Consider the following 19,956-nt stretch of genomic DNA (forward strand, 5'->3'; position numbering starts at 1 on the left):
GCTGACACCGGCTCAGTCCTCCAGCCAGCGCAGGATCGCCGCCGTGTGCTCGCCCACCTCCGGGATCGGGTCCATGCGGGGCGGGCGGCCCGGCAGCGTGATCGGTGGCAGGAGCGTGCGAAGCGGACCGACCGGAGATCCGACCTCGGTCCATCGCTCCCGTGCGGCGAGCTGGGGGTGTTCCAGCACCTCTCCCATCTCGCGACGACGGGCATGGGCGATCCGGGCCTCGGTGAGCCGTTGCGTCACCTCGGCGCCGGTGAGGCGGGCGAACACGGCATCGATCTCGGCGTGCAGCGCCGGGCGGTGCTCCACCCGTAGCGAGCCGCTGCGGAACCGCTCGTCGGCGGCCAGCTCCGGACGCTGCAGCACGACCCCGCAGAACGCGACCCACTCCCGCTCGTTCTGGATCCCGAGCACGACCTCGGTGCCGTCGCCCACCGCGAACGTGCCGTAGGGCGCGATCGCGGAGTGGCTGGTCCCGGCGCGCTGCGGCGGTGTGCCGCTGCCCGCCGTGTAGTGCAGCGGGAACCCCATCCACTCGACGAGTGCGTCGAACAGGCTGATCTCCAGATGCGTGCCCACGCCCGTGCGCTCCCGGTCGTAGAGGGCCGCGAGGATCCCGGAGAACGCGTACATACCCGCGCCGATGTCCGCGGCGGGAATCCCGCTCTTCGCGGGCTCCTCGGGCGTGCCGGTGACGGAGACGAGACCCGCCTCGGACTGGATCAGCAGGTCGTAGGCCTTGGCGTCACGGTAGGGGCCCGACGGGCCGTAACCGGAGATCGAGCACGTGATCAGCCGGGGGAACCTCGCCCGCAGCTCCTCGTGGCCCAGCCCGAGCCGCTCCGCCGCGCCGGGCGCGAAGTTCTGCACGAAGACGTCCGCGCGGGCGAGCAGCCGCGGCAGCACGGCGTCCGCGCCCGCCCCCGCGTCGGCCTTCAGGTCGAGCGCCAGGCTCTCCTTCGACCGGTTGAGCCAGACGAAGTGGCTCGACAGGCCTCGCACCGTGGTGTCGTAGGCCCTGGCGAAGTCGCCGTCGCCCGGCCGCTCGACCTTGATCACGCGGGCACCGAGCTCGGCGAGCTGGCGGGTGGCGAACGGCGCGGCCACGGCCTGCTCGCAGGACACGACGAGGATTCCGTCCAGGGGCAGCACCACCGCATCATCCCCCGCCACCCCGGCCGGAGGCCTGCTGCCGGGTCAGGCGCATGGCCCACGCCACACCCCGGCGCGCCCGTCGACGTTGGCCGGGGCGCCGCGAGCCGGCCACACGCACGACACGCCGGTGCAAGGTCGTCGGCATACCTCTTGTCGTGGGAGCTCCGCGCCGACAGACGGGGGATGCAGCCGCAATGCGTGTCGTCACGTACAACATCCAGTTCGGCAGAGGCCGCGACGGCCGCTACGACGTCGACCGCACTGCGCAGGCGCTGGAAGGTGCCGACATCGTCGGTCTCCAGGAGGCCGAGGCGTACTGGGACAGGTCGGGCAACATCCACCAGGTCGAGCACATCGCCGCCGCGCTCGGTGACTACCACTTCGTCTACGGCGCCACCATCGACATCCACAAGACGGTGGCCGGGGTGCATCGGCGGCGCCAGTTCGGGAATGCGGTGCTGTCGCGATGGCCGATCCTGACGACCCGGACATTTCTTTTCCCGAAGCTCAGCCCGCGGAACGCCCATTCCATTCAGCGTGGGCTCACCGAGGCGACGATCGAGACGCCACTGGGTGTCGTGCGCGTCTACACCAGTCATTTCTCGCACTTGTGCACCGAAGAACGCATACAGCACGCCCAGCTCTCGCTCGACATTCATCGGCGCGCTGCGGCCGACGGAACCGTGAGCTCCGGTACGGCGATCACGGACAACGCCCGGATCGACCCGTCGTGGAACGAATCCCCGCTGCCCGCCGTGCCCGCGAGCGCGATCCTGATGGGAGATCTCAACTTCACCCCCGACGACCCCCCGTACTCGCTCCTGGCCGGTCCGCGGAGCTCGGGATACGGGCGGCTCGTCCGGCCCGACGGATTCGTGGACACCTGGACCGCGGCGGGCAACCGCGAGGAGGACGGGCCGACCCTCTACCGCGACATGAGCACCAAGCGCGGCATTCGGATCGACTACATCCTCGCCACGCCCGACCTCGCGGAACGCGTCAAGAGCGCTGAGGTCCTGACCGACACCGAGGCATCGGACCATCAGCCCGTGGCCACCACCTTCGCCGAGTAGGCCCGTCCGGCACCGCCGTCAGCCGGCCAGGGCCACCACCTCGTCCAGGCCGGCGCGCAGCCCCGCCATCAGCACAGCGGGCTCCGTGATCGCCGCCGGGTCGAGGTTGACGCCGATGCAGCACGTCCCGTCGTGGGAGAGCAGGGTGATCGTCGCCGCCACGCCCGGCAGCGGGCCGAACGGGTACATGTGCGTGATCCGGGAGCCCGCGATGTACACCGGGTGGCTCACCCCGGGAAGGTTGCTGACCTGCACGTCGTTGGCCGAGGTCAGCCGGGCCGATGCGGGGCCGAGCACCGCTCCGGGCAGCCACGGGAGCGCGGGGGCGAGCAGCCCCACCACGTCGACGCCGGAGCCCGACCGTGCGGTGAGCACGAACTCCCGCACCGCCCGGATCCGCGCGACGGCGTCGGGCTCGTCGAGCGGCCCGGGAAGACGGGCGCCGGTGAACCGATTGCCGCCCTGCGGGTCGTCCTGCGTACGGAGGCTGATCGGGATGCCGATCGGGATGGTGCCCAGCTCGGCGCCGAAGTGCTGGTGGTAGTGGCGCAAGGCGCCGAGCACCGCGGCCAGGTACCCGTCGTTCAGCGACCCGCCTGCGGCCTTCGCCCCGGCCTTCAGCTCGTCGAGCCCCACGTCGATCACCTCGAAGTGCCACTGACCGCTGCGCTCCGCGAGCAGCGGGGAGTGGCCCGTCGTCGGGGGCGCGACGGTCTTGCCGAGCGAGCGGACGGTCTCGACGGCCCGCGTGGCGACCGCCTCCGGCCTTGCCAGCGCGCCGAGCACCTCGGCACTGCGGCGCACCACCTCACCCGGCATCCCGCGGGCCGCTCGCCCCATCTGCTCGGTCAGCAGCTCGACCGGCGACACGGGCGGCTCGGAGTGCGGCTCCGGCGGCTCGGGCCGGTGCGGATCGTGCTCCGGTGAGCGGCTGTGCAACATGCCCATGAGCTGCACGGCGCCGAGGCCGTCGGTCGCGCTGTGGTGCGTGGTCACGACGTAGGCGGCGCGACCGCCCTGCAGGCCCTCCACCAGCAACGCCCGCCACAGCGGCCGGTCGCGGTCGAACTGGGCCGCAGCGAACTCCTGCACCACGTCGAGCAGCTGGCGCGTCGAACCCGGGCGCCGCAGCCGCACCCGGGACAGGTGGTGGACGAGGTCGAGGTGGTCGACCGCCTCCCACGTCGGCGTGCCGATTCCCAGCGCGGGCTCCACCACCCGCTGGCGCATCCGGGGCACCATCCGCGAGGCCCACTCGTGCGCGGCGACGAGCCGTTCCCAGTCGGGCGCCGGGTCGAGCAGCTCCAGCAGCGTCACGTTGGAGCGCAGCCGCGGGTCCCCCGCCTCGCCGCGCCACATGGCCGTCTCCAGCGCGTTCATCTCGCGAGCGGTGCCCCATCGCAGCGGGCGCGAGTCGAGCGGCGCGCCCACGGGACCGGCCGGGCCCGCCGTCACGGCGACCTCCCCGTTCGGCACGCGGGACGGACCGCCCCGGCCGTCCCAGTGCGCGAGGGTGTCGATGTACCGGTCACGGACCTCCGCGATGTGGCGGTCCAACTCCTCCACCGTCCACCCGTCGGTCGGGATCGGCGGCAGCACGGTGACCTGCACCGTGCCCTCCCGCAGCGTCGACGCCCCGCGCCACATCAGCTCGCCCGCGTTGCGGATGACGATGGGCACGATCGGGACGCCCGCCTGCATCGCGACGTGGAACGCGCCCTTCTTGAACCGGCCCAGCGCCGGGGTGGCCGACCGGGTGCCCTCCGGTGCGACGACGAGCGAGATCCCCTCACGCAGCCGTTGCACCGCGGGCTCCAGTGCCGCGCGCGCAGCGCCGGTGTCGGCGCGGTCGACGAACGCCACGTCGGCGAGCCGGAACGCCAGCCCGAACCCGGGCACGCTCGCCGCCTCCTTCTTCACGACGGCGGTGAAGCGGGTGCGCAGCAGCTTCGTCAGGATCAGGACGTCGAGCTGGCTCTGGTGGTTGAACAGGAACACGGCGGGACGGGCGGAGACGAGGTGTTCGGCGCCACGGACGTCGAGCCGCACCCCGCCCAGCGCCGTGCCCAGCTCGCCCGCGAGCGTCAGCCCGAGATCGACGGCTTCGCGGCGCGTGCCCTCCCCGGCGATGCTGTTGAGCGCGCCGAGTGCGAGGCCCGCGGCGAACCCGCCGAGCGTGCCGCCCACGGCCCCCACCGTGCGGGCGATCTCCCGGGCGCCCGGACGGCCGCGGTGGCGGAAGCGGGCGATCGGCCAGTTGCGCCGCATCGCCTCGGCCGCCAGCCCCGGTCCGGGGTTCAGCGCCCGCGCCCGCCCGGCCACGCCGAGGAACGGCACGTCCTCGTCGCCATTGGAGTAGGCGTAGCTCTCGGCCAGGTCGATGTCGTGGGCCTGCGCGAACGTCTGCACGGCGGTGGCCTTGCCGGCACGCCACAACGGCGGGCCACCCGGCCGACCGGTCGCGAGCCCGTTCTCGGACTCCACGGGTGTCACGAGCACGTGGTCGACACCCATCGCGCGCGCCGCGGGCTCCACCTGGAACCTCGTGGCCGACGACGCCAGCACCACGGTGTGCCCGGCCCGGCGGTGCGCCTCCACCAGCCGCCACGCCTCGGGATAGAGCGACCCGGCGACGCCCTGCATCCACAGCCGCTCGCCGAGCTGCGTCAGCTCGTCCTCGTGGCGCCCCGCCCACGCCCGCATGCCGAGCAGGAAGAAGTCCTCGAAGTCCTCCTCCGAGAACATCACGGTGAGCCCGCGCATGCCCAGGAGCAGCATCCGTCCGATGTCGGCGGGGGTGACGTGCCCGGAACGCAGGTGGTGGCGCGCGAATGCAGCGAGCGAGTAGCCGTCGATCAAGGTGCCGTCGAAGTCGAAGAAGGCGCCGACACGAGGTCCCTGTGGACCCGCCTCGACGTCGGCGATCAGCTGCTCCTCGTTCCAGACCTGGGCAGCGGATCCCGCGGTGCCCGTGCTCGCCTGGGTCATGGCTCGACACCTACCGCCTCTCGCCGCGACGCGGCATCGATCTCGTCGATCCGGATCACCCGGCGGACGACGTCGCCCAGCTGGGCGGCGAACGCCTGCCGCTGCTGTGCGACCGCCTCCTGCTCCACGGGGCTGTCGGCCTGGCGCAGCAGGTCCCGGTTGCCTGCCAGCTTCAGAGCGCTTCCGAAGAGCTCGCGGGACAGCGACTCCGGACCGTGCAGCCGTCCCTGGAGCAGCATCTGCTGCCCGACGCCGCTGCACTCGTCGAGGAACGCCTTCTCCACGACCGGCTCCCCCGGCGGCCGGGCGGCCAGCCGCTCGGCCACCACCAGCTGGGCGTCCAGGAACGACCGCAGCACCCGGTGCGCGATGAGGAACTCGGCGCCCGCGAGAACCCTCTCGCCCTCGGCGTTCTCCCACGCCGGGTCGAGCCCGCGTAGCTCGGCCGACAGCTGCGCCCGGTAGCTGTCACGGTCGGGGAAGAAGAACTCGAACTTCAGCAGGTCGCGCAGTTGCATCGCTTCGTCCCAGCGACCGCCCGGGGCGCTGAGGAGCATGAGTTCGGCGATCGCCCGGTCGATGAAGTGGTGGATGGCGCTGTTGCGGTAGAAGGCGGCGATCAGGTGCTGTCCGCGCTCGATCGCGTAGACCGGCTCCTCACCGCCCCGGTACACCGTGACGACCTTGGAGTCGGCCAGCGCAGCGAGCACCAGGCTCAGGCCCGCCTCCGTGTCGAGCGGATCGGGCCGGTCGGGGTCGACGGCACAGCCACGGGCCTTGACGTAGCTGCGCACCGGCTCGAGCACGCGCTGCACCTGCCCGAGCGTCAGCGCCCGGTCACGCACGCCGAGCAGCGCCAGCGTGACGAGCGCCGTCGCGACCACCGGCGTGACCCGGTTGATCCCCACCGCGACCTCGAAGGCGACCTTCTGCAGGGCCAGCCGGTGGGCTGCCTCGTCCTGCGGGGTGCCCAGCGCCGCACGCAACGAGATCGGCTCGGCGAACCGCACGTACGCGGTGCCGATGGGGTGCAACTGGGCCTTCGCGTACCGCGCGAGCCACGCCAGCCCCTCCCCCTTCTTCGGCACCCCCGCCTGCTCGGCCGCCATCGCCGACACCTCGCGCAGCTGGTCGTAGGTGATCGAGACCGGCACGAGGTGGACGTCCTCCACACGGCCGCCTTCCACGGCCTCCGCCACGTTGGCGAGCAGCCCGTAGCGGGGCGGGCGCAGCTTCCCGGTGCGGGAGCGGCCGCCCTCCATGTACCACTCCAGGTTGAACCGCTTGGCCAGCAGGAACGCGAAGTACTCGCGAACCGCGAGCTTGTAGATCTCGTCGTCGCCGAAGCTGCGCCGGATGAAGATGACCCCCGACCGCTTGGCCAGTGGCCCGACCGGCCAGAACCTCAGGTTGTCGCCCCCGAGCACGTGGTTGCGCGGGAAGTCGTTCTCGGCGAGTACGTCGGCGAGCAGCATCGGGTCGGCGTAGGAGCGGTGGCTCGGCAGGAACACCAGGGGGTAGCGCCGGTTCAGCTCACGCAGCTTCTCCAGCCCGGCGCTGTCCACCTGCACATCCCACGCCCTCGCGTGCAGCGGGCGCAGCGCGGACGTCAGCAGGTCGACGGCCACGGGGCTCATCGAGGCGACGAGGCCGTCCAGGTCGGCCCTCGCCTTCGCGGCCACGTCCGCCTCGGGCCGGCCGAGCTTCGCGGCCAGCTCGGCGATCTCGCGGCGGAACTCGGGGCTCTCCTCGATCGCCTCGGCGACCTGGCGCGGCACCTTGTACCGGTGCCCGACCAGCGCGCGTTCGGCCCGGTCCAGCGCCAGCGAGGCCTGCCGGGCGACGAAGTGCCCGAAGGCGCCCGCACGCAGCGACGAGCGGCCGGCGGTGAATCGCTCCTCCAGGTCGCCGACGGTGGCCGGCTCGGCCACCACCACCGCCACCCGGTCCGGCTCCCGCTTGACGATGCGGGCCTGCTCGACCGGGAGGGGATGACGCGGGTTGCGCAGCGCCGCCACGTCGGCCCACCGCACGCGACGCTGCCCGCCCCGCTCCCGCGGCAGCCACGCCACGCGCACCGCGGCGACGACCGCCTCGTCGCCGTGCTGCGCCAGCGACGGGGCCAGCGCCGCGCCCTCGACGGGCAGCACCACCACCGGATGCAGCCCCTTCTGCCGTACCCAGTCCTCGACGAGCCTGCGTTCCACGCCCGTCGTCGCGTCCACCAGCAGGATCAGCGGGGCCCCGTCGTGCACGTCCATCCGCCCACCTTCCATCGAGGGCCCATCCTGCCCCGCTGCGGCCGGGTCGTGGTCAGCCGTGGCTGATTCGGGGTCATCTGAACAACCACCCGTGTCCCTGAGGGCGGGGCGGGCGCGCGTCAGTACCCTGAGGGCCCGTGAAGATCGCGCATCTCGTCCAGACCCTGCATCCCGACGCCCCGGAGATCGGGCTGGTCGACCTCGCCGGGGCGGCGCGGGAGATCGATCTCGACCTCGTGGTGATCTCGTTGGCGTCCACCTCCGAGACCAGCCAGGTCAGCGCGCTGCACCGGCTCGGCGTCCCGGTCAAGGAGCTCGGGCTCGGCCCCTGGGATCCGCGCGCGGTCACCCGTACCGCCCAGCTGATGCGCCAGCAGGGCGTGCAGCTCGTGCATACCCACCTACCGGCCGCCGACGTGGTAGGGGCAGCGGCGGCCGTGCGCAACCGCATCCCGGCCGTGTCCACCCTGCACCGGATCGAGAACCTGCCGGCAGACCGTGTCGACCGGCTGAAGCGCACGGCCAAGATCCTCGCCCGGCAACGGTTCATGTCACGGACGATCGCGATCTCACAGGCGCAGGTGGAGTGGTACCGGAGCCTGGGCTCCGACACCCCGCAGGACCTCGTGCTCCTGCCGAACGGCGTCACCGATCCCGGCCCGGTCGACCAGGCCGAGCGGGAGCGCCGCCGCGCCGCTCTGGGTGTCGCCGACGGCGAGGTGCTCGCGGTGAGCACGGCACCGATGCGCCGGGACCAGGGCCACGAACTCCTGCTCGACGCCCTCGACTCGCTGCCCGACGGGCTGCCGCTGGTGGTCGCCATGGCAGGCGACGGACCGCTGCGTCCGTGGCTGGAGTCGCGTGTGGACGGAAGCGACGACCTGACGCGGCACGTCCGGTTCGTCCACCGCCACCAGGAGCCCGCCGCCCTGCTGCGGGTGGCCGACCTGGTCCTGCACAACGCCCGCTCCGGGGCCGCCCCCACCGCGCTGCTGCGGGCCATGGCGGCCGGCGTACCCGCCGTCGCCAGCCGGGTCGGTGGCGTCCCCGAAATCGTCACCAACGACACCGGAATGCTCGTGTCGCTGCACCCCGCCGCCATCGCCGACGCGCTCGTCGCGCTCACCCACGACGACGCACGCAGGCAGCGGCTCGGGGCCGCGGCGCGCGCCCGGTTCCTCGCCGAGTACGAGGCCGTCGGCTGGGCCCGGCGGCTCCACGACCTCTACCGCGACGTGCTGGTGCCGGGCCGGGCCGCACCCGTCCGGCCACCCGCATCCTGAACGAATCCACGCAAACCCGTCGACGCGACGCGGTCCGGGCAGCAAGAATCCGCCATCGTGCTGCAGCAATCCGAGCCCGGTGGCCATCCTCCGCCCGCTGTCCTGCGCCGCTCCAGGGCCGAGGACCTCCCCGCCATCGCCACGGTGGACGGGCGTGGCTTCGGCTTCCACTACCGCGACGAGGACATCGAGGCCTTCCGGCCCCTGTTCGAACCGGACCGATTCCTGCTCGCCGAGGACGACGGTCGGATCGTCGGGGTCACCGGCTCGTTCCCGTTCGACGTCACGCTCCCCGGGGGCGCCACCCTGCCCGCACCCGGCGTCACCTGGGTCTCCGTGGCGGTCACCCACCGCCGCCGCGGAATCCTGCGGGCGCTGATGGAGGAGCAGCACCGCGGATTCGTGACCGACGGCTCCGCCGTGTCGCTGCTTACCGCGAGCGAGGGCTCGATCTACGGCCGCTTCGGCTACGGCATCACCACCCTGCACCGATCCGTGGAGATCACCCGCCGCCGCGCGACGTTCCGGCCCGGAACACCCGACCCCGGCGGCGTCCGTGAGATCGACACCACCGAGGCGCGGCAGCTCTTCCCCGAGATCCACAGGCGGTGGGTGGCGACCGTCCCGGGGGCGCTCAGCCGCAGCGACACCTGGTGGGACAACGTGCTGCTCGACCGGGAATGGCAGCGCAACGGCGGCACCGCGCTCTTCCACCTCGTGCACGCCGACGGATACGCCTCCTACCGCATCGACCAGGGCGAACGGACGTGCCGGGTCGTGGACATGGTGACCGTCACCGAAGAGGCGCACGCCGCGCTGTGGCGGGTGCTGCTCGCCATGGACCTTCTGGAGACGGTCACCGTGTGGTCCCATCCGCTCGACGACCCCCTGCAGTACCTGCTCACCGACCCGCGGCAGGTCCGCACCACCGGCATCCGCGACGGGATGTGGGCCCGGGTGCTGGACGTGCCCGCAGCACTGTCCGCACGCCGGTACGCCGCGGAGGTCGACGTCGTGCTCGACGTGCACGACCCGTTCCTCGACCGCGGTGGCCGGTTCCGCCTGCGCGGTGGCCCGGACGGCGCCGAGTGTGTGCGCGTCGACGTGGGTGGGCCCACCGTGTCCGTCGAGGTCGCCGCGCTGGGGCAACTCCTGTTCGGCGGGGAGCGTGCCACCACCCTCGCGCGCGCCGGGCTGCTCGCCACGGAGGACGAGACCGCGCTGCACAGCGTCGACCTCGCGTTCCAGGCCGAGTGCCTCCCGCAGCACGGCACGGGGTTCTGACCGAGCCCTACAGTTCCTTCTATGAGCGAGACCGGCGGGCTGCGTCCGCTCGAGGACGGGATCGTCCGCGAGTTCGGCGAGGACAGCTCTCGCCCGGGCCGGGTGAACCTGTCCTACGGCGCCTACCTGCACCTGGACGAGCTGCTGTCGGCGCAGCACCCGGTGAGCAGGCCGGTGCACCATGACGAGCTGCTCTTCATCGTGCAGCACCAGACGTCCGAGCTCTGGCTCAAGCTGGTGCTGCACGAGCTGCGCGCGGTGCAGGCCCACTTCGCGGCCGACGACCTGCGGCCCGCGCTCAAGGGCCTGGCCCGGGTGAAGCACATCCAGCGCACCCTGACCGATCAGTGGTCGGTGCTGGCCACACTCACCCCGTCCGAGTACGCGGAGTTCCGCAGCTTCCTGGGCACGTCGTCGGGCTTCCAGTCCGACCAGTACCGGGCCGTGGAGTTCGTGCTGGGCAACAAGAACCCCGCGATGATCGAGCTGTTCGGCCACGACGAGCGGGCTCGCGCGCAGCTGACCGAACTGCTGGACAAGCCGAGCGTCTACGACGAGTTCCTGCGCTACCTGGCCCGCCACGGCCATGACGTGCCGCGATCGGTTCTGGAGCGCGACGTGCGCCAGCCGCACACGTTCTGCCCGGAGCTGCTGCCGGTGTTCCGGCGCATCTACGAGCACTCCCACGAGTGCTGGGAGGCCTACGAGACCTGTGAGGAGCTCGTCGACCTCGAGGAGAACTTCCAGCTCTGGCGGTTCCGGCACCTGAAGACCGTCGAGCGCACCATCGGGGTGAAGCGCGGCACGGGCGGGTCGAGCGGCGTGAAGTTCCTGCGGGCGGCGCTGGAGCTCACCTTCTTCCCCGAGCTGTACGCCGTCCGCACGGAGATCGGGTCATGACCGCCGAGACCGTCGACCTGGCCTCACGCGCCGCCGAGCTGGACGCCACCGACCCGCTGTCCGCCCACCGCACTCGCTTCGTGCCCAGCCCCGACGTCGTCGCCTACTTCGACGGCAACTCGCTCGGCCGTCCGCTGGCCGGCATGGCCGAACGGCTCGACCGGTTCGTCACGCGGGAGTGGGGCGGCGGGCTCATCCGGGGCTGGACCGGCGACGGGCCCGCCGATTCACGCTCGGCCCGGCCCTGGATGGACTGGCCGGGGTGGGTCGGCGACCGGATCGCCGCCGCCGCGCTCGGTGCGGCCCCCGGTCAGACCGTCGTGGCCGACTCCACGACGGTGCTGCTCTACAAGCTGGCGCGGGCCGCTGTCGACGCGCAGGCCCGCGCCGGACGTCGCGAGATCGTCCTCGACACCGACAACTTCCCGACCGACCGCTACGTGCTGGAGGGCATCGCCGCGGAGCGCGGCTGCGTCCTGCGCTGGATCGAGACCGACCCGGCCGAGGGCGTCACCGCCGAGCAGGTCGCGGCCGTCGTCGGCCCGGCCACGGGACTCGTGCTGTTCAGCCACGTGGCGTACCGGTCCGGGTGGCTCGCCGACGCCGCAGCCGTCACCCGCGTCGTGCACGACGCCGGCGGGCTCGTGCTGTGGGACCTGTGCCATTCCGCGGGATCGGTGGAGCTGCAGCTCGACGCGTGGGGCGTGGACCTCGCCGCCGGATGCACCTACAAGTACCTGAACGGCGGCCCCGGCTCCCCGGCTTTCGGCTATGTCCGCCGCGATCTGCAGGACGTGCTGCGCCAGCCGATCCAGGGCTGGATGGGCAGGCGTGACCCGTTCCTGATGGGCCCCGGCTACGTGCCGGCCGACGGCGTCCGCGGCGTGGTGAGCGGAACGCCGCCGGTCCTGGCGATGGTGCCCCTGCTGGCGGCGCTGGAGCAGCTGGAGGAGGCGGGGATCGCCGCCGTGCGGGCCAAGTCCGTGGCACTCACGGAGTTCGCACTCGAACTGGTGGACGCCTGGCTCGTGCCCTACGGCGTCGAGGTGGCCTCACCGCGTGACCCGGCACGCCGCGGCGGCCACGTGACGATTCGCCGGCCGGGGTTCCGCGAACTGCTCCCGCACTTGTGGGAGCGCGGCGTGATCCCCGACTTCCGCGAACCGGATGGCATCCGCCTCGGCCTGGCCCCGCTGAGCACCAGCTTCACCGAGGTCCACGCGGGCGTTTCGATCCTCCGCGACGTGCTGACCGAGCACGCCTGACCCGACCAGGAGCTGGACGAACGACACGCCGGTCCGGAAGATCCGCACCGCGCGGGATCAGCGCAGCGCGTGTTCCCACTTCTCGCGCACGCCGCGGAGGTACTCGGGGCTGCTCTGCGCCACCCGGGGGAAGTCGGCGCGACGCTCGAAGGGGCGGCACGCGTCGATGATCGCCCGGCTGTTGTAGGCAGGCGCGCCCTCCGGGAGCATCGGGTCGAGCTTGCTGCCCCAGCCGTAGCGCATGATCTCGATGTCGCGGTCCGGGTCGCTGCGGGTGGACATCGCCCAGATCACCTGCTCCAGGTCGGAGCAGTCGATGTCGTCGTCGACCACCACCACATACCGGTTCATGTAGGCCGCGGCCGGGCACTGTGCGGCGAGGTGTGCAACCTGCCGCGCGTGGCCCGGGTAGCGCTGCTCCAGCGAGACCGCGATGAAGAGCCGCCCGCCGCCGGACTCGTGCGCCCACGCCGCCGTGACGCCGGGCACGCCCATCGACACCAGCTCGTCGTGGATCATCGCCGACTTCATCACGGTGCGCATGTAGGAGTAGTCGTGCGGGGGGCGACCGGGGGGCGCTCCGAGCAGGATCGGGTCGTCCCTGTGGTACAACCGCGTGATCTCCAGGTTCCGGCACGGCCGGCGGCGTCCCGAGTAGTAGCCGGTCCACTCGCCGAACGGGCCCTCGTCGCGCATGTTGCCGGGGGTGAGCCAGCCCTCCACGGCGATCTCGCTGCCTGCCGGGATCGGCAGGCCGGTGTCCGGGGCGATGACCACCGGGACCCGTTCCCCGAGTACCGCGCCCGCGTACTCCAGTTCGGACACCCCGCCCGGCACCTCGGTGCCGCCGAGCGCCAGCAGCAGCGGGTCGTGCCCGAAGGACACCGTCACCGGGGCGCGGCCCTCGCGCGCGATCCACCGCTCGATGTTCTGCGCCCCGTGCTTGCCGGGGACGGCCGCGATCGTGGTGCTGCGGCCGTCGTCCTGCACCTCCATGCGGTAGCAGCCGCCGTTGTGCACGCCGGTCTCCGGGTTGCTCGTCACCACGAAGCACCCGGTGCCGATGAACCGGCCCCCGTCGTGCTCGTGCCAGCGCGGGACGGGGAACGTCAGCAGGTCGACCTGGTCGCCGGCCACCTCGTTGGCGAGCAGGGGTGCACTGTCCACCGGCGCGACCGGGAAGTCCCGCGCGCGGCTCGTCCACTGCGACGGCTTGCCGCGGAGCGCGTCCACCAGGCCCGCGTCGTCCAGGTCGTCGCCGAGACGCAGGGTGTGCCCGAACCGGCGGGAGGAGCCCGTGCTGCCGGTGAGCACCCGCATGCCGGCGGGATAGCCGGTGATCCCGTCGAACAGGACGGCAGGCGGATGAGGAAGGTGGTAGCTCACCTCGGCGATACCGCCGAGCTCCAGGTCCCAATGAGCGCCGTGGACGTGGCGCAGCTCGCCCATCTTCTGCACCGCGTCGATGTGGCTACGTAGGCTCAGCAGTGGTTCGTCACCGGGTGTGGTCATCCTGGCTGTGCCCACCTCAGCTCAGGTGCTTCTCGACGACCGGCCAGATGTCGGGCCGCTCGATCAGGCTCAGGTGCCGGGTGTCGTCGAGCACCTCGAGGTGGGCGTGCGGGATGCGGGCCGCCAGCGTCTCGGCCATGGCGGGCGGCGTGGCGTAGTCCTCGCGGCCCACCAGCACGAGCGTCGGGGCCTGGATGTCGCCCAGCCCGGCCTCGGCCTCCAGGCCCGCGAACGCGTGGCAGGCGGCGGCGTGCGCCTGGGAGTTCGTGGCCACGAAGATGTCGCTGACGCGGCGGACCTCGTCGGGATGCGTCTCGACGAACGACGGCGAGAACCAGCGGTCCACCTGGAAGGTCACCTGCTTCTCGCGTGGCACGCCGACGGCCTTCTCGGCGCGCTCGGTCCACTGCGCCACCCGGTCGGGGCCGTAGTCGGCGGTGGTGTCGGCCAGCACCAGCCGCGCGACGAGGTCGGGGTGGCGCTGGGCGAGCAGGATCGCCGTGCTGCCGCCCATGGACAGGCCCACCACGTCGACCGGCTCGTCGGCCACCGTCTCGACGATCGCGGCCACGTCGTCGGCGAGGTCGGCGATGCTGAACGGGCCGCCGTCCCAGTCCGAGCCACCGTGCCCGCGCGCGTCCGGGGCGAACACCTGGTGGCTCCCGGCGAGCGCCGCGGCCATCGGGTCCCACACCCGGCCGGACAGCGCCAGCGCGTGCAACGCCACCAGCGGGCGGCCACCGTCTCCGGTGCGGGCCACCTCGAAACCGCCTCGTGCGGTGTCGACCTTCACGCGCTCCTCCGCTCCTGCTCAGCCTGGCGGCGCCGGGCCGTGGCCTCGATCGCCGCGCAGATCTCCTCGTAGGTGCCGCAGCGGCAGATGTTCCCCTCCAGATGCGCCGCGATCTCCTCGCGCGTCGGGTCGGGGTTCTCCGCCAGCAGCTCATGGCCCATCAGCACGAACCCGGGGATGCAGTAGCCGCACTGCATCGCCCCGGCTGTGACGAACTCGTCGACGACGTCGTCGTCCTGGGGCAGCCCGTCGGCGGTGGTGAGCGGGACGCCGTCGTAGCGCACGGCACGGGCGAGGCAGCTGCTCACGCTGTGCCCGTCGGCCAGCACGGTGCACGCACCGCAGGCCCCCACACCGCATCCCTCGCGCACGCTGGTGTAACCGGTGCGTCGCAGCACCTCCAGCAGCAGATCGTCGTCCGCCACCGTGACGCGGTGGCGCACCCCGTTCACCTCGAGCACGACCTCGCTACTCATGACCCGGCCTCCTGCTCGGCGAGTGCGGTGAGGATCCGCTCCGGCGTCAGCGGTAGCTCCGGGAAGCGGATGCCGATGGCGTCGCGCACGGCGTTCGCCACCGCCGGGGCCAGCGGGATGATCGTGGTCTCACCCACACCCTTGGCGCCGTACGGACCGGTGCGGTGCGGGTTCTCCACGATGATCGGCGTGATCTTGTCGGGCACGTCGAGCACCGAGGGCAGCTGGTAGTCCAGCAACGTGCCGTTCACGATCTGCCCCTCGTCGAACACCAACCGGTCGAAGAGGGCGTGGCCGACACCCATGATCGCCGCGCCGGTGAGCTGCTGCTCCACCAGCTTCGGGTTGATCGCGCGGCCCACGTCACCCGCCGCGGCAAGGTGCTCGACGTGCACACGGCCCGTCGCGGTGTCGACCGTGAGCTGCACCGCCACCGCACCGGCGAACCAGTGTTCGGTGACCTTCTCCGACTGCCCGGTCTCGTGGTCGTAGGGCATCCACGTGGTGGTGAACTCGGCCTCGGTGGTCAGCGTCGTGCCACGCGCCCCGAAGTGACCGTGCAACAGCTCGGAGATCGAGGCGCGCTCCTGGCTCTGGGTGCTGACCAGGCCGTCGCCGGTCAGCTTCACGTCGGTGACGGGCACGCCGAAGCGCTCCGCCGCGATGTCCACAAGCTTGTCGCGCATCGCCTCCGACGCACGACGTACCGCGTTTCCGGTGTGGTAGGTGGAGCGGCTGCCTGCGGTGATCGTGTCGTAGGGGGTGACGTCGGTGTCCGTGGCCACCACCCGGACCTGGCCCTCGCCCAGGCACAGCGACTCGGCGGCGATCTGCGCCATGATCGTGTCGCTGCCCTGGCCCATGTCGACCGTGCTGATCATCAGCGTTGCCGACGCGTCCTGGTTGAGCTGGAGCACGGCGTTGGAGATCGTCGGCGTGAGCACGGCCTTGATGCCGACGGCCACACCGCGGCCGCGACGCAGCCGGCCCTCCTCCCGCTGCAGCGGGGTGTCCCAGCCGATGGCATCGGTGACCGCGTCGAGGCAGCCCACGAAGTCGGCGCTGTGCATCGGGGTGCCGACCGGGGCGACGTCACCCTCGCGCAGCAGGTTGCGGCGCCGGAACTCGGCCGGGTCCTCCCCGCGCACGCGAGCAAGCTCGTCCACCAGCGACTCGTGCGACCAGGTCACCTGAGGTACGCCGAATCCGCGGAACGGGCCCGCCGACGGCTTGTTGGTGTAGACGCAGCGCGAGCGGACCGAGACGTTCTCGATGCGGTACGGGCCCGTGGCCACCATGCCCGACTTGGCGGTGATCCGGGGCCCGACGTCGGCGTACGCGCCGGTGTCGTAGCGGACGTCGGCCGTCGCGGCGACGATCCGGCCGTCCTTGTCGGCGGTCATGCTGCCCGTCACCGCGGCGCCGTGGCGCGTGGTGAGCAGGAACGCCTCCTCACGCGACGCCGTGACGCGCACGGCGGTGCGCTGCGTCCAGGCGAGCACAGCGGCCAGCGGCTCCAGCCGGTCGTACATCTTGGCGCCGAAGCCGCCGCCGAGCGGGGCGGTGCGCACCCGCACCTTGTTCAACGGCAGGCCGAGCAGGTCGGCGACCGACTGCCGGACGTAGGACGGCGTCTGTGTGGTGGAGAGGATCTCCAGCCGGTCCCCGTCGCGCCAGGCCGCCGTGAACGGCAGCTCGATCGGCACGTGGTGGGTGGGCGGGCACCAGAACTCCTCGCGCACCGTGGTGCCGTCCGGTGTCTCCGCCGCCTCCGCCACGTCGCCGCGGCGGAGGGTGAACTCGTAGTTGACGTTCGTGTCCCGCTTGCCCCGCAGGTGCTTGAGGTCGCCGAAGACGATCGAGGGCCGCAGCACGTCGTGCACGAAGGGGGCGCCGGCGACGGCCTTGTCGACGTCGTGCACCGGGTCGAGCTCGCTGTACTCGACCACGACCTCGTCGGCCGCCATCCGTGCCGGGGCGAGACCGCGCGCGAGCACCGCGGCCACCGGCTCGCCGATGTAGCGCACCCGCTCCACCGCGAGGCAGGGCTGGTCGGAGAACGCCGGGCCGGTGAACAGCTTGTCACCGAAGCGGGCGTGCAGCTCCGCGCCGGTCACCACGGCCACCACGCCGTCCACCGCCAGGGCCTGCCGCGTGTCGATCGAGTCGATCAGGGCGTGCGGACGGGTGCTGCGGTGCACGACGACGTCGAGGCACGGGCGCAACGGCTCGTCGGCCGCGTAGAGCAGCTCCCCGCGCACCTTCGCCCGAGCATCGGTACGGGTCCACCGCTCACCGACGGCGCCACCAGCGCCTGCGGGACTCTCCCCGAGCATCCGAGCCCTCCTTTCCTGTCGGTCCTGCAGGGCCGGCCGCAGCCTCGGCGGGCACGCTGCCCGCCGGGCCCCAGGCAGCCCGGATCGCGTCCTCGACCGCTACGAGGCCGAGGCGGCGCTTGAAGTCCGCGGAGCCGCGGATGTCCGGGATGGGGTCGATCACCGGGTCGGCCGCGGACCGCCCGGCCCGTACGACGTCGTCCACCGGCGCGTCACTCGGCACCTCGACGCTCACGTACTTGGGCACCTCGGCGAGGGCGCCGAGCCCGATCCGGATCTCCCGCTGCCCTCGCACCGGCGAGGTGACGAGCACAGCCGCCGACGCGCACGGCCAGTCGTTGACGGACTGGCTGCTCAGCTTGGCGAAACCGCACGTGGATCCGGCCTGACCGGGGATCTCCACCGCGGTCACGAGCTCGCCGTGGCGCAGGTCCGTCTCCTGGAAGGCGACGAAGAAGTCCCGCAGCGCCACCTGGCGGGTGCCCTCGCTGCTGCGGAGCTCGACCCTGGCGTCCAGCACCATGAGCGCGGTCGGCGGGTCCAGCCGGTAGTCGCCGTGGGCGAGGTTGCCGCCGACGCTCGCGGTGTTGCGCACCCGCGGGTTGGCGACGTGCCCGTAGACCTGGGCCGCGAGCGGGGTCACGCGGCGTACCAGCGGGTCGGTCTCCATCCGGCGCAGCGTGACCATCGCGCCGACGCGCAGGCCGCTGCTGGTCCGCTCGAGCCCGGAGAGATTCGGCACCAGCGAGAGGTCGACCAGGTCCGAGGCGAAGAGGACGCCCTGCTTGATGAGGATCTGCACGGCGGTGCCGCCGCCGTAGACCATGGGCTGGTCGAGGTTCGCCAGCAGGGCGCAGGCCTCCTCGAGGCTCTGCGGCCGGTGCAGGGTGGGGGCCGCCGCCACGAAGGCGTCGGCGGTCATCGCCGGGCCGCCGCGATCCGGGCCAACCCGGCGATCACGCCGCCGGTGGCGGCTACGGCGATCGCAGCGAGAACGAGCACCCTGCGGCCGGTGAGCAGGCCGCCGAGGTGGCGGCACCACGAGATGCGACCGGGCGTGGCCCCCTCGCCTGCCAGAGCCACGGCCGGTCGGGCCCCAGAGGAAGTTGCCGCGCCGGCGGCTACCGGCGACTTCGCTCGCTGGTCCGCGCCTCGGGCTTCGAGCAGCTCGCGCGCCACGGCGTTGCCCGGTCCCGGGGGCCCCGCGGCGCACACCCGGGAGAAGTCGGCGGCGAACTGGCGCTCGACCTCTTCGGTGCGCCGCCGCACGATCGACTCGCCGAGGCGCCCGATCTTGCCCCAGAGGGCCACGTCCAGGCCGAACTCGACGCGCGAACTGTCCGCTGCACCGTCTTCGTTGACCGCCAGAGCGGCCTCGATCTTGATCGAGCTGCCCAGCCGGCGGTCCTCACCGCGGAGCAACGCCTTGACCTGTCCGGGCCCTGCCTGCTCGGTGATCTCGGCCGTGAATCCGGCGCTGAACCGGACATGCGCGACCTCGTTGACCAACGTGCCGCGGTAGTGCGTGTCGTCGACCTTCTCGAGCTCCTGGCAGCCCGGCACGCAGGCCCGCATCGAGTCCGGATCGAGGAAGTGGGCGAACACGCGATCCGGGGCGGCAGGCACCCAGAACGAGGAGCTGAGCTTCATTTGACCACCATACTGGACTAGTTATCTCGCATGCAGGACACTAAGCCGAGCCCGGAAGGGCCGTCAACCCGACCCGTGGCCGCGCCGAACGCCTCAGCTACCGTCTCGTCGCAGAGCGTGGCCGCCGCCCGGTCGGCGCATTCGGCGCGATCGACACGGTCGGCACGCCCACGAATCGGAGACAGGAGAGCGTCATGGCGAGCGATGTGCCCGCGGTCATGAACGCCGTGCGGCTGCTGGAGCGGATCGCCCGCGACTGGCCCGAACCCGTCCCGTCCGGCGTGCTGATCGACGACCTCGATCTCAACCGCAGCACCTGTTACAACATCCTGGGCACCCTGCAGCGGGCCGGTTGGGCCGCCACGAGGGGCGACCGCTCCGGATGGTGGCTGGGCCCACGCCTGCTGGCCATCGTCGACGCGTCCCAGGACTGGATGCGCGAGGTCGTGCAGCAGGAGCTCGACGACCTCAGCAAGCGCCTCGGCTACCTGACCTTCGCCGTGCGGCGGCACGGCTCCGCCGAGTACGCCGTGGTGGCCAAGGCCGACCGCGGACAGGGCGTACGGATCACCGTCGGCTTGGGCGACAGCTTCCCGTTCTCCGCACCCGCGATCATGCGCGCCTTCCTCGCCTGGTCGGACCCCGCCGAGGCGGACCGGGTGATCGACAAGAACGACCTCGTCGCCTTCACGGCGGAGACGCTGATCGACCGGGATGCGCTGCGCACGGAGCTCGCCGAGACCAGGCGACGCGGCTACGGGATCAGCATCCGCGAGTACGACCTCGGGCAGTCCGGCGTGTCCGCCCCGGTGTTCGACGAGCGCGGCCGCGTGACCATGGCGCTGTGCTCGCTGGCGTTCTCCTCCGAGCTGGACCACTCGACGGTCGCGGAGGCCGGCGAGCTGATCCGTGAGTGCGCCGCGCGCATCACGGAGCGCACCGGCGGCACCCTCCCGCCTCGCTGACCAGGCCCC

General features: G+C 72.3%; 15 protein-coding genes. 6 read left to right on the top strand and 9 right to left on the bottom strand.

All coding sequences use genetic code 11. The features are described from left to right. Positions 1-12: 12 nt before the first annotated feature. On the bottom strand, positions 13-1,161 hold the full coding sequence (locus tag MMF94_RS22510) for a CaiB/BaiF CoA transferase family protein (RefSeq protein ID WP_241039113.1): 1,149 nt from the start codon (positions 1,159-1,161) through the stop codon (positions 13-15). Between the two features lie 194 nt (positions 1,162-1,355). On the opposite strand from MMF94_RS22510, the gene MMF94_RS22515 reads away from it, so the two are divergent. After that, the gene (locus MMF94_RS22515) at positions 1,356-2,234 is read left to right on the top strand and encodes an endonuclease/exonuclease/phosphatase family protein (protein WP_241039114.1); all 879 of its coding nucleotides are present in this window, start codon (positions 1,356-1,358) and stop codon (positions 2,232-2,234) included. An 18-nt stretch (positions 2,235-2,252) separates the two neighbouring features. Here the strand turns inward: MMF94_RS22515 and MMF94_RS22520 are convergent, their stop codons facing one another. Both MMF94_RS22520 and MMF94_RS22525 read right to left on the bottom strand, forming a co-directional pair. Next, on the bottom strand, positions 2,253-5,222 hold the full coding sequence (locus MMF94_RS22520) for an HAD-IB family hydrolase (protein WP_241039115.1): 2,970 nt from the start codon (positions 5,220-5,222) through the stop codon (positions 2,253-2,255). Then, positions 5,219-7,483 carry a glycerol-3-phosphate 1-O-acyltransferase gene (locus MMF94_RS22525; RefSeq protein WP_241039116.1) on the bottom strand — a complete coding sequence of 755 codons (2,265 nt, stop codon included), beginning with the start codon at positions 7,481-7,483 and terminating at the stop codon, positions 5,219-5,221. The genes MMF94_RS22520 and MMF94_RS22525 overlap by 4 nt, the downstream gene beginning before the upstream one ends. A 137-nt stretch (positions 7,484-7,620) precedes the next feature. Between MMF94_RS22525 and MMF94_RS22530 the strand changes: the two genes are divergently transcribed. From MMF94_RS22530 to MMF94_RS22545, 4 genes are read left to right on the top strand one after another with little or no spacing between them, the layout of a single operon-like run. Then, the gene (locus tag MMF94_RS22530; protein ID WP_241039117.1) at positions 7,621-8,766 is read left to right on the top strand and encodes a glycosyltransferase; all 1,146 of its coding nucleotides are present in this window, start codon (positions 7,621-7,623) and stop codon (positions 8,764-8,766) included. A gap of 57 nt (positions 8,767-8,823) precedes the next feature. Continuing rightward, complete coding sequence (locus tag MMF94_RS22535) at positions 8,824-10,050, top strand: GNAT family N-acetyltransferase (protein ID WP_241039118.1); 1,227 nt, start codon at positions 8,824-8,826, stop codon at positions 10,048-10,050. 21 nt (positions 10,051-10,071) lie between these two features. Then, entirely contained in the window at positions 10,072-10,950 is an 879-nt protein-coding gene (locus tag MMF94_RS22540; protein ID WP_241039119.1) for a tryptophan 2,3-dioxygenase, read from the top strand. Next, a complete protein-coding gene (locus MMF94_RS22545) occupies positions 10,947-12,215 on the top strand; it encodes a kynureninase (RefSeq protein ID WP_241039120.1) in 1,269 nt (422 codons plus the stop codon). Before MMF94_RS22540 ends, MMF94_RS22545 begins: the two co-directional genes overlap by 4 nt. A gap of 57 nt (positions 12,216-12,272) precedes the next feature. Here the strand turns inward: MMF94_RS22545 and MMF94_RS22550 are convergent, their stop codons facing one another. The 6 genes from MMF94_RS22550 to MMF94_RS22575 are packed head-to-tail and all read right to left on the bottom strand — an operon-like array spanning position 12,273 to position 18,982. After that, on the bottom strand, positions 12,273-13,727 hold the full coding sequence (locus MMF94_RS22550; protein ID WP_241039121.1) for a UbiD family decarboxylase: 1,455 nt from the start codon (positions 13,725-13,727) through the stop codon (positions 12,273-12,275). Between the two features lie 16 nt (positions 13,728-13,743). Further along, positions 13,744-14,520 (bottom strand): alpha/beta fold hydrolase, encoded by a 777-nt coding sequence (locus MMF94_RS22555; protein WP_241039122.1) that lies wholly within the window; start codon positions 14,518-14,520, stop codon positions 13,744-13,746. After that, positions 14,517-14,996, bottom strand: a complete 480-nt coding sequence (locus MMF94_RS22560; protein WP_241039123.1) for a (2Fe-2S)-binding protein — start codon at positions 14,994-14,996, stop codon at positions 14,517-14,519. The genes MMF94_RS22555 and MMF94_RS22560 overlap by 4 nt, the downstream gene beginning before the upstream one ends. Continuing rightward, positions 14,993-17,332: a xanthine dehydrogenase family protein molybdopterin-binding subunit gene (locus MMF94_RS22565; protein WP_241039124.1), complete on the bottom strand. Its 2,340-nt coding sequence runs from the start codon at positions 17,330-17,332 to the stop codon at positions 14,993-14,995. The genes MMF94_RS22560 and MMF94_RS22565 overlap by 4 nt, the downstream gene beginning before the upstream one ends. Beyond that, entirely contained in the window at positions 17,289-18,254 is a 966-nt protein-coding gene (locus MMF94_RS22570) for an FAD binding domain-containing protein (RefSeq protein WP_241039125.1), read from the bottom strand. The genes MMF94_RS22565 and MMF94_RS22570 overlap by 44 nt, the downstream gene beginning before the upstream one ends. Continuing rightward, positions 18,251-18,982, bottom strand: a complete 732-nt coding sequence (locus tag MMF94_RS22575) for an SRPBCC family protein (protein WP_241039126.1) — start codon at positions 18,980-18,982, stop codon at positions 18,251-18,253. Before MMF94_RS22575 ends, MMF94_RS22570 begins: the two co-directional genes overlap by 4 nt. Positions 18,983-19,176: 194 nt before the next feature. On the opposite strand from MMF94_RS22575, the gene MMF94_RS22580 reads away from it, so the two are divergent. Next, a complete protein-coding gene (locus MMF94_RS22580; protein WP_241039127.1) occupies positions 19,177-19,947 on the top strand; it encodes an IclR family transcriptional regulator in 771 nt (256 codons plus the stop codon). The last annotated feature ends 9 nt before the right edge of the window (positions 19,948-19,956 follow it).

It is taken from the genome of Pseudonocardia alaniniphila (assembly GCF_022524485.1).
Taxonomy (GTDB): domain Bacteria; phylum Actinomycetota; class Actinomycetes; order Mycobacteriales; family Pseudonocardiaceae; genus Pseudonocardia; species Pseudonocardia alaniniphila.